We start from the raw sequence: 9,392 nt of genomic DNA on the forward strand, positions 1-9,392 counted from the left end.
AATCCACTCAGTTTGAAACGAACGTAAATGACGATCAATTAGCGTACATCATTTATACTTCAGGAACGACAGGAATTCCAAAAGGTGTCATGATTGAACATGCATCATTATTCAACTTTCTCAACGGTTTTTCTGAATTGTACAATTTTTCGGCTGCTGCCAGAATTGGCTTCAAAACAAATTACGCCTTTGATGTTTCGGTTCATGAAATTTTTGGTTGGATCAAAGAAGGTGGAAGTGTGGTTGTATTTCCAACAAATGCAGAAAAAGAAGCAACAAGTATTATTGAACAGATTCAAACGCACAAAATTACACATCTGAATTTGGTTCCTTCGTTGTTTGCTGTCTTACTAGAAGAATTTCAATATGCTGAAAAAGAAAAACTTTCAAGTTTAGCATATTTTTTCTTAGCAGGAGAAGCATTGCCAGTTCAATTGGTAAAAGATTATCACAAACTAGGTTTTGAAGTGAAGTTGGAAAACATTTACGGACCAACGGAAGCAACGATTTACAGTTCGTATTATAGTACCGAAAATCTAGCAGACGATCAAACAAGTGTTCCAATCGGAAAACCAACGATCAATACAGAATTGTACGTTTTAGACAATCAATTGTCATTAGTGCCAATTGGCGTTATTGGCGAATTGTGTATCAGCGGAAAAGGCTTATCGAAAGGATATTTAAACCAAGAAATACTTACCCAAGAAAAATTTGTAGATCATCCGTTCAGAAAAGGCGAGAAGCTTTACAAAACGGGCGATTTGGCAAAATGGCTTCCAGATGGAAACATTGCGTACATCGGACGAAAAGACGATCAAGTCAAAATACGCGGTTATCGTATTGAATTGGGCGAAATTGAAGCAGCAATCGGAACATTTTCAGAACAAATTTCTACCGTTGTCGTGACCACAAAACAAGTTCAAGAAGCTACGGTTTTAGTTGCATATATTGTCACGGACGAACTTGACAAAATAACGTTGCAACAACATTTACAACAGCAATTACCAGCGTACATGATTCCTTCGTATTTCATAACGTTGGACACATTGCCATTGACGAAAAGTGGTAAAATTGACCGCAAATCATTGCCAAATCTCAGCAAAGACGCACTAATAGCAACTAAAAAATACATAGAACCAACCAACGAGACGGAAAAAAGGTTAGTTGCTATCTGGGAAGAAATGTTAGAAATAACACCTGTCGGAATTACAGACAATTTCTTTACGCTTGGCGGAAATAGTTTGAGCGCGTTGCAACTAATCTCAAAAGTAGAAATAGCTTTTCAACGAAAAATTGCATTGCGTGGCTTCTTTGAAAATGCAACAATACAATACCTGTCAACAGTTATTTTAAAAGCTGACGAAACACCAATAACGGCGCTACTTTCTTCAATTCCAATTGCGGACGTTCAAGAACTTTACGAACTTTCATATGCACAAAAACGCTTCTGGATTTTACATGAATTAAGTGGACAAAGTGCCGCGTACAACTTATTTGCATCAAGCACACTTGAAACAACATTTGATCTAGAAACATTCAACAAAGCGATTCAAATTGTAGTAAACAGACATAGCAGTTTACGAACCACATTCACCAACGAAAAAGGTGTTCCAAAGCAAAAAATACACGAAATCAATACACTTTCATACGCTGTAGAAGTACATAAAAAAGATGCTTCAAGTGTAAAAAATGAAGTGTACAATACAAAATTTGAACTCTCAGAATGGCCGCTATTTAGAATGGCGATTGTGGAAGAAACAAACGAACTTGTCTTTGCCATTCATCATATTATTGCAGATGGTTGGTCGTTGGAAATTTTCAAAAAAGAGCTAATAACAAGCTATGAAAGTCTACGTGCTGAAACAGAAATCAATTTACCAAAACTCACAATTAGCTACAAAGATTATGCAACTTGGGAACACAATTATGTAGCTTCAGATGCTGTAAATTCAGCAAAAGAATACTGGAAAACGAAATTACTAGCGCCAATACAACGACTTCAATTACCGTACGATGCAGAAGTTGAAACAGCAATCGCCAACGACTCAGGAAGCTTTTACACAATAGTATTCAAAGATGAAATTCGTGAAAAATTACTCGAATTTTCAACAGTACATCAACTTCGTTTGTTAAGCATCTTGATGGGAAGTTTCAAAATCATGTTGCAACGCCTAACAAATGAAAATGATTTCATCATCGGAGTGCCAATGTCGGTACGATCGCATACAGATTTAGCACATCAAATTGGCGTATATCTCAACACCGTGTTGGTTCGAAATACAATTGATACCGCACAAACGGCCGAAGCATTTTTAAAAGCCGTAAACACTTCTGTACTAGAAGCTATTGAACATCAGTTGTATCCGTATGAAAAAGTTATTGAAAACGTAGAAGTTGGAAGAAATCAAACTAGTGAACTTACTTCCATATTCTTCAACTTACTCAACTATACTGCAGGTTCTGACAATTCATTTGATACTTCAGAAGCAAAAGCTGGAACATTAGAAACAGCCGTAAAGTTCGATATAGAATGCTACATAAAAGAATATGACGATGCAATCGGAATCAATTGTGTATACAGAGATGCAGTTTTCAAACCAGCAACTATGGCACATTGGATGGAAACGTTCGCAAAAATTGTAGAAACTATTGTGTTGCAACCAACAGTTACAATTGCTGAAATTCCAGCATTCTCCAAACCAATATATCAACTAGAAAAACGATCAAAAAACGCAAGTCAACTTTCCATAACAGAATCAATCAGTGCACAATTTGAAGCGCAAGTTGCCAAAACGCCAACAGCAATAGCAATTCAAAATGAAAAACGACAACTAACGTACAGCACTGTCAATTCAATTGCTAACACTATTGCGAATGAGATTCTTGCCAAAGGAATTCAAAAACAGCGTATTTCATTATTATTAGAACGAGGAGAATTACAAATCTTAGGAATCTTAGGAACGCTAAAATCTGGAAATTCCTATGTACCATTAGATGCAGAATATCCTGTAAAAAGATTGCAACATAACGTAGTAGTTTCAAAAAGTAGCTTGTTGATTACTTCTGAGCAGCATCGTGCAGTAGTGGAACAAATTGCCAAAAAGGCGAAAATTCCAATGCTACTTATAAATTCTACCATCGAAAATAACGTTGAAAATCTTTCGGTAGCCACAAACGCCATGGACGAAGCGTATATATTATTCACTTCTGGTTCTACAGGAACGCCAAAAGGTGTCGTGCAAAATCAGAAAAACGTATTATACTTTATCAAAAAGCATATCGAAAACGTTGCCATTACGCAAAATGACACGGTAAGTTTGCTATCAACCTACAGTTTCGACGCGTATGTGGTAGATTTGTTCAGTACACTTTTAGTTGGTGGAACACTTGCCACATACGATATAAAAACCACAGGATTACAGCAATTACACAACTGGATAAAAAGTCAAAAAGTGTCCATATTGCACATTGTTCCATCGTTATTTAGAGCATTTGTAAGTATCTTAAAAGAAAACGAAAAAATAAATATTCGTGCATTAGTTTTAGGTGGAGAAGCTGTTTTTAGAAACGATTTTGAAACATTCAAAGACAAATTTGAGTCAAAGTCCTTATTTGTAAATATATATGGAGCCGCTGAAGCTTCTATCATTTCAACAAAAATACTCACACACGAAAGTGAGGTACAACGAAACAGAATTCCACTTGGAAACTCTATTGAAAACTCAAACATATTCATCCTTCAAAATGGTATGTTGACACAAAATAGTTATGCCGTTGGAGAAATAATTTATAAAAGTGAGCATGCAACGCTTGGATATATAAATGAAGTAGAAAACGACACTGCTTTACAGACTGAAAAACAATACCATACAGGCGATATTGCACGTGTATTGCCAACAGGCGAGCTAGAATTTATTGAAAGAAACAATCAGCAAATCAAACGCAATGGAATCCGAATTGATTTGTTAGAAATAGAACGAACGCTACAAAAAACAGTGCATCAAGGAGTTGTTGCAGTATATGAAAATACCTTAGTGTCGTATCTTTTAGAAGAAGACAAAGAACAGCTTTCAAGTGTCAAAAACACGTTAAAAGATGAATTGCCGCAACATATGATTCCTGAAATATTCGTATTTGTGGACGATTTTCCAAGAACTCGTACAGGAAAAATTGATCGTAATTCATTGCCAAAACCAGCAACAACGGATGTAGACAACACTGTATTTGAAGCACCAAAAACAACTACAGAAAATGAACTCATTACCATGTGGGAACATCTGTTAAACGCAGAAAACATTGGAGTTCAGCACAATTTCTTTGAACTTGGCGGACATTCGTTATTGGCAATTCAACTCATTGCTCATATTCAGTCAAATTTTGAAGTTGCCATCACAATCAAGGAAATCTTTGAAAATGCAACAATAAAAGCACTTGCAGCAGTTATTGACACAAAAGCAAAAGTGAAAATTCCTGCCATTCTTCCCGTAGAAAAAACAGCGAATATTCCGTTGTCTTACGCACAAGAACGGTTGTGGTTTATTGACAAATTGCAAGGAAGTTTGGCGTATCACATTCCAGGTGTTTTACACATTAACGGTACCATTGATACAAACATTTTGGCTCAAGCAATTACGACGTTAGTTGCACGTCACGAAACCTTGCGAACGGTCATCAAAAATCAGGAAGGCGAAGGTTATCAGGACATTATGACTGTTGATAATTTTGAAGTACATAAGTTCGCTTCCGCGAGATTAGACAAAGAATTAGATCAATTTATCCAAGAAGAAATACAAAAACCGTTCGATCTTTCACACGATTACATGTTGCGTGCAACCATCATAAAACAGTCAGAAACGGCACATATAGTACTCTTAGTATTGCACCATATTGCGGCAGATGGTTGGTCAATTCCGATCTTTGTAAAAGAATTGGAAGAAGCATATCAAAGCATTCAAACGCAAGGAAAAGCAACACTGAAACCACTTCCAATACAGTATGCAGATTACAGTATTTGGCAACGAAAACACCTTTCGGGAGAAATATTACAACGAAAAATTGACTATTGGGCACTACAATTAAAAGATACAAAACCATTAGCATTACCAACCGATTTTATACGTCCGGCAGTGCAAACGACGGAAGGAAAAACCTATATATTCGAAATTGACAATACACTGACAAATGCCATAAACGAAGTTGCAAAAAATCATCAAGCAACGCTATTTATGACGCTTTTAAGCGCGTACAACATACTGCTTTACAAATATTCAGGACAAACGGATATTGCTATTGGAACGCCAGTGGCAAACCGATCACAGCTTGAAATTTCGGGACTCATCGGATTCTTTATCAATACCATTGTCATTCGAAATCTGATACATCCACAAATGTCATTTGCTGAAACAGTGCAAAACGTAAAGCAAACGAGTTTAGAAGCATTTTCTCATCAAGATGTTCCGTTCGAAAAAATAGTTGATCATATCGTTTCAGATCGCGATCAAAGTCGCAGTCCAATATTTCAAACACTATTTGTACTTCAAAACAACGAAGAAATTACAGGAATGCGTTTGGGCGATAGTAAAATTACGCTAGCAGAAACCAAAACGACGACAGCAAAATTCGATCTTTCATTGACAATTCGCGAAAGCGATACAGGAATGTCAGTCGCATTCGAATATGCAACGGCGTTATTTAAGTCAGAAACCATTGAACGATTGGCGGTTCATTTTACGCAATTGCTAAAAGAAATTTGTCAAAACAGTTCACAATCCATTGGCTCATTGCAAATGTTGCCAAAAGCGGAACAAACGCAATTACTAGAAACTTTCAATAATACTGCGGTTTCGTATGAAGAAGGCAAAACGGTATTAGACATGTTTGCGAATCAGGTTGCAAAAAATCCTGAATCTACAGCAATTGTATTTAAAGAAACGACACTTTCCTATCAAGAATTAGAAGATAAATCGAATCAACTTGCAAATTTCATTCAAAAGCAAAAGTTACCAGCAGAAAGCTTGGTTCCTTTATGTATAGAACGTTCTGTGGAAATGCTCATCGGAATTTTTGCAGTCTTAAAAGCTGGTCATGCATACGTTCCAATTGATCCGACAAATCCGCAAACACGAATCGATTTTATCTTAAACGACATTGCTGCGGAACTTATTTTGACAGAAAGTTCATTGGAAAAATTATTTTCAGACACAACTCAAAAAGTAATTTCATTAGATGTTGTAAGTTTAGAAAACGAATCCACTCAGTTTGAAACGAACGTAAATGATGATCAATTAGCATACATTATTTACACTTCAGGAACGACAGGAATTCCAAAAGGTGTCATGATTGAACATGCATCATTATTCAACTTTCTCAACGGTTTTTCTGAATTGTACAATTTTTCGGCTGCTGCCAGAATTGGCTTCAAAACAAATTACGCCTTTGATGTTTCGGTTCATGAACTCTTTGGTTGGATCAAAGAAGGTGGAAGTGTTGTGGTATTTCCAACAAATACTGAAAAAGAAGCAACAAGTATTATAGAACAGATTCAAAAATACAAAATTACACATCTGAATTTAGTTCCTTCTTTGTTTGCTGTTTTGTTAGAAGAATTACAACAAACTGAAAAAGAAACACTTTCAAGTTTAGACTATTTCTTTTTAGCAGGAGAAGCGTTGCCAGTTCAACTGGTAAAAGACTATCATAAACTAGGTTTTAACGCGAAGTTGGAAAACATTTACGGACCAACGGAAGCAACGATTTACAGTTCGTATTATAGTACTGAAAATCTAACGGACGATCAAACAAGTGTTCCGATTGGAAAACCAACGATCAATACAGAATTGTACGTTTTAGACAATCAATTGTCGTTAGTTCCAATTGGCGTTATTGGCGAATTGTGCATCAGCGGAAAAGGTTTATCGAAAGGATATTTAAATCGAGAATCACTTACAGCAGAAAAATTTGTAGATCATCCATTCAGAAAAGGCGAGAAGCTTTACAAAACGGGCGATTTGGCAAAATGGCTTCCAGATGGAAATATTGCATATATCGGGCGAAAAGATGATCAAGTCAAAATACGCGGTTACCGAATAGAATTGGGCGAAATAGAAACGGCTTTAGATCAGTTGGAAACCATCAAACAATCGGTTGTTGTTGCCAAAGAAGACGAAACAGGAAACAAACAATTGGTAGGATATTTTACTTCGGAAACTGAAATTGACTTCAGTGACATTCAAGAACAATTGGCAACACAATTGCCAAACTACATGATTCCGAATCGTTTTATGCGTTTGGACGAATTTCCACTGAATACCAACGGAAAGATCAACAAAAAAGCACTTCCAGCATTGGATCAAATTGCTGTTCAAAAAGCTGAATACGTTGCACCAACAACGGAAGCGGAAAAGCAATTGGTAGTCATCTGGGAAGAATTATTAGGCATAAAAAACATAGGAATTCGAGACAATTTCTTTACGCTTGGTGGACACTCATTACTCGCCATCAAACTCATTACAAGAATATCGAAGGTATTTGAAACCGAGATCAGCGTCAAAGAAGTATTTCACTTTGTAACTATTGAAGAAATCGCAAAGTATTTGGAAATATTCGCCACACAAGAAATTGAAAAAGACGACGAAGAAATCACATTCTTCTAAACCAACAATCAGACTACACTTTTAATAAAATTATGATACATAAAAATTTATTAAACATACTATATACTGCTAAATCTGACGGCATCAACTTATTTGTAAAGGACGGAAAATTGGGAATGAAAAAGAGCAAATCTGTGACCATTTCTCCTGAATTAACGCTGCAAATAAAGGAACATAAAGAAGCGTTGATTCAATTTTTACAAAAAGGAAATACAACATCAAACATTCCTGCCATAAAAACGGTTGAGCGACCAGAAAGAATTCCATTGTCATTTGGTCAAGAACGCTTATGGTTTTTAGACCAATTGCAAGGTAGTTTGGCGTATCATATTTCGGGTGTTTTAGAAATAACAGGAACTTTAGATCAAGCAGTTTTAGCCGATTCTTTACAACATATTGTCGCACGTCACGAATCGCTTCGAACCGTTTTTAGAGATCACGAAGGAATTGGTTATCAGCAAATTATCGAAAGTGACGATTTTGAAGTTTCACACATAACAAATGCTTCAGAAGCAACTGTAGCGACACAAATAGAAACACTTACCAAAACACCATTCGATTTAGCAAGCGATTACATGTTACGCGCAAGTATTGTTTCAAAAAGTGACACGGATCATGTTTTAATTTTAGTTGTACATCACATTGCTTCCGATGGTTGGTCGTTGCCAATATTGATCAAAGAATTAGAGACGATTTACACTGAAAAACTTGCAGGAAAAACGGTTGCTTTACCTCAATTACCTATTCAATACGCAGATTATAGTATTTGGCAACGCGCATATTTATCAGGCGAAATATTAGAAGAAAAGCTCACATTTTGGTCTTCACAACTAAAAGATGCGGCGATTTTAGAATTACCAACTGACTTTGCACGTCCGCCAATTCAATCGACAGAAGGCGCAAAAATATATCACACAATTGATCAAACTATACTAGCCAAATTCAATACGTTGACTCAACAAAACGGCGCAACATTATTTATGAGTTTGCTCAGTGTATACAAGGTGCTACTTTCACGGTATTCAGGTCAGTTTGATATCAGTGTCGGAACGTCAATTGCAAACCGAACACAAGCAGAAATTTCAGGATTAATAGGATTTTTTGTCAACAATATCGTTTTGCGTGACCAATTTCCAAGTGCTGATACTTTTGAAGAATTACTCGAACAAGTAAAAACAACCTGTTTGGCGGCATACGAACACCAAGATTTACCGTTTGAACGTATTGTGGATGACTTAGCTTTGGAACGCGATCAAAGCCGAAGTCCATTATTTCAAACACTTTTTGTGCTACAAAACAATGAAGAAATTGAAAGCTTACAATTGGGCGATAGTACTGTAGAATTACGTTCAAAGCAACACAATACTGCGCAGTTGGACTTAATCATCAACGCGAGCGAAACAGCAGATGGCTTATTCTTAGATGTTGAATATTCGACTGTGTTATTTAAAGAAGCGACTATTGCAAGAATGTTGACACATTTTGAACAATTGTTAGTTTCTGTAGTTTCAGATGCAAGTCAGGCAATTGGAAGTTTGCAAATGTTGGAATCTACAGAAAAACAAGAGTTAATTCACGCTTACAATGATACAGATACAGATTTTCCAAGATTTTCTGTATTGGAACTTTTCAAAGCGCAAGCCAACGAAAACCCAGCGACAATTGCCGTTACGTTTCATGATAAACAACTCAGTTATGCAGAACTAGATGCGCAGTCGAGTCAACTGGCAAACTGTTTAT

At 36.4% G+C, this 9,392-nt stretch carries 2 protein-coding genes; both read left to right on the forward strand.

The window, feature by feature from the left end; all coding sequences use genetic code 11:
• Nucleotides 1-7,652: non-ribosomal peptide synthetase (locus AA089_RS22210; RefSeq protein WP_046759221.1), on the forward strand; the 7,652-nt coding region annotated here is incomplete at its 5' end.
• A 32-nt stretch (nucleotides 7,653-7,684) separates the two neighbouring features.
• Nucleotides 7,685-9,392 (forward strand): condensation domain-containing protein (locus AA089_RS22215; protein ID WP_046759222.1); only part of this gene is annotated, 1,708 nt, incomplete at its 3' end.

The organism is Kordia jejudonensis (genome assembly GCF_001005315.1).
In the GTDB taxonomy this organism is placed as follows: Bacteria; Bacteroidota; Bacteroidia; order Flavobacteriales; family Flavobacteriaceae; genus Kordia; species Kordia jejudonensis.